Consider the following 1,876-nt stretch of genomic DNA (forward strand, 5'->3'; position numbering starts at 1 on the left):
GCCTGCTCGGTCGAGCCCTGCGACAGCTGCTCGGCCGACGCCGACAGCTCCTGGGACCCCGCGGACACGTTGCTCGCCGCCGCGCTCGCCTCGGCCACGACGGCGCGCAGCTTCGTCAGCATGGTCTGCAGGGCGAGGCCCATCGTGTCCTTGTCGGAGAGCGGCCTGGCCTCGACCGTGAGGTCGCCCCGCGCGATGGCGTTGGCGAGCGCGGCCGTCGCGTTCAGGTTCTCGGTCATGCGGCCCATGGCGCCGACGAGGTCGCCGAGCTCGTCGTTCGAGGTGACCCTCGCGGTCTGGCTCAGGTCGCCCATGGCCACCGCGTCGGCCAGGGTCACGGCGCGGCCGAGCCCGCGGGAGATCGAGAGGGCGAGCCAGGTGGCGATGCCGAGGCCGAGGAGGAGGGCCGCCGCCGCCACGGTCAGCAGGATGGTCTGACCCTGGGCCGATTCCGCGTTGGCCTGGACCGCGGCCTCGTCCATGAAGCGCTTCTGCCGCTCGGCCAGGGCCTCGAACGCGTCGATCGCGGTCGTGCTCACCTTCGCGTAGTCACCCGAGGCCAGCTCGGCCGCCTTCACCGATGTCCCGGTCTCCACGACGGCCAGCGCGCGCTGGAACGAGGCCGCCCAGGTCGCGAACCGCTCGCGGACGCCCGCGACGGCGACGCCCGCCGTCTGGGCCGCCGGGGCGAGTTCCTCCAGGGAGCGGTTGATCTCCTCGCGCGACTGCTTGGCGAGGGCGACGCGCTGCTGCAGCGCCTCGGCGCTCGTCGTCCCGGTCGCGGAGGTGAGCTGGCCCCAGGCCCGCTCCACCCGGCCCTTGAACACCGCGGCGACCCGCGCCAGCCGGTCCGCGGCGGGGTTCTGGGCGTCCGCCGGCGCGACGATCAGGGCGTCGAGGTCCGTGCGCAGGGCGGCCAGCGCCGGGCGACCCGCGGCATTGATCTCGGCCCAGGTCTTCCCGTTCGAGTTCTCGCGGGTCATCTCCAGGGCGCGGGTCCCCAGCTCGGTCTGCTTCTCGAACTTGCCCATCAAGTCCTCGAACAGGCGCCGGCCCTCGTCGGACATGAGGAGCGGCCTCACCTTGGCCAGGGCCGCCATGGCGTCGGCCCGGTTGTTCGTCACGCGCTTGGCGAACTCCGCCATCTGCGCCTCGTCCGGGCTGAGCAGGGCGCCGCGGACGTTGAACCCGGCGCGGATGGCGTTCGCCTTGCCCTCGAGGACCAGCTTCTGCACCTCGGCGCGGCTGAGGACGTACTTCATCGTGGCGTCGGCCGCGGTGAGCCGCTGGTAGCCGACGCCGCTGGCGGCCCCGAGGAGGACGAGGATCGCGCCGAAGCCGACCCCGAGCTTGGCCTTGATCGAGAAACGCATCGTACTCACCCCTACGCACACAACGCTTCGAGAAGACTGCACCAGGACTTCAGTTGAGGATCTGCTCGAGGTCGGGGACGATGATGAAGTCGTCGCCCGCCTTGACGATCGCGCGGATGTACTCGGGCCGCCACGTCGTCCCGACCGGCGGCACCGCCTCGCAGGCGGCCGGGTCGACCTCGGTGACCGCGAACACCTTGTCGGCCACCAGCGCGACCACCACCGGATCGCCCGCCACCGCCACCTCCAGGACCAGGAAGCGCGTGTCCGGGCTGTCGGCCGCCGCCGGCATCCCGAACCGCCCGCGGATGTCGGCCAGCGGCACGACGTTGCCGCGCACGTTCACGATCCGGTCGACATGCGCCCGCGCCCCCGCCACCCGGGTCGCCGGGATCGGATCGATGATCTCGCGCACCATCCCGGCCTCCAGCGCGAAGCTCTCCGTGCCGATCCGGAACATCACCACCTGCCGGCCGCCCCGCTGACCCGCCGGACCGCCCACC

General features: G+C 72.6%; 2 protein-coding genes. Both read right to left on the reverse strand.

What is annotated here, in order from left to right:
- Positions 1–1,373: MCP four helix bundle domain-containing protein (locus ACTJK8_RS32245; RefSeq protein ID WP_440763201.1), on the reverse strand; the 1,373-nt coding region annotated here is incomplete at its 3' end.
- A 49-nt stretch (positions 1,374–1,422) separates the two neighbouring features.
- Positions 1,423–1,875, reverse strand: a complete 453-nt coding sequence (locus ACTJK8_RS32250) for a chemotaxis protein CheW (RefSeq protein WP_041372995.1) — start codon at positions 1,873–1,875, stop codon at positions 1,423–1,425.
- Position 1,876 lies beyond the last annotated feature (1 nt).

Origin of the sequence: Methylobacterium sp. 22177 (assembly GCF_052045615.1) — a bacterium.
Lineage (GTDB): Bacteria > Pseudomonadota > Alphaproteobacteria > Rhizobiales > Beijerinckiaceae > Methylobacterium > Methylobacterium radiotolerans.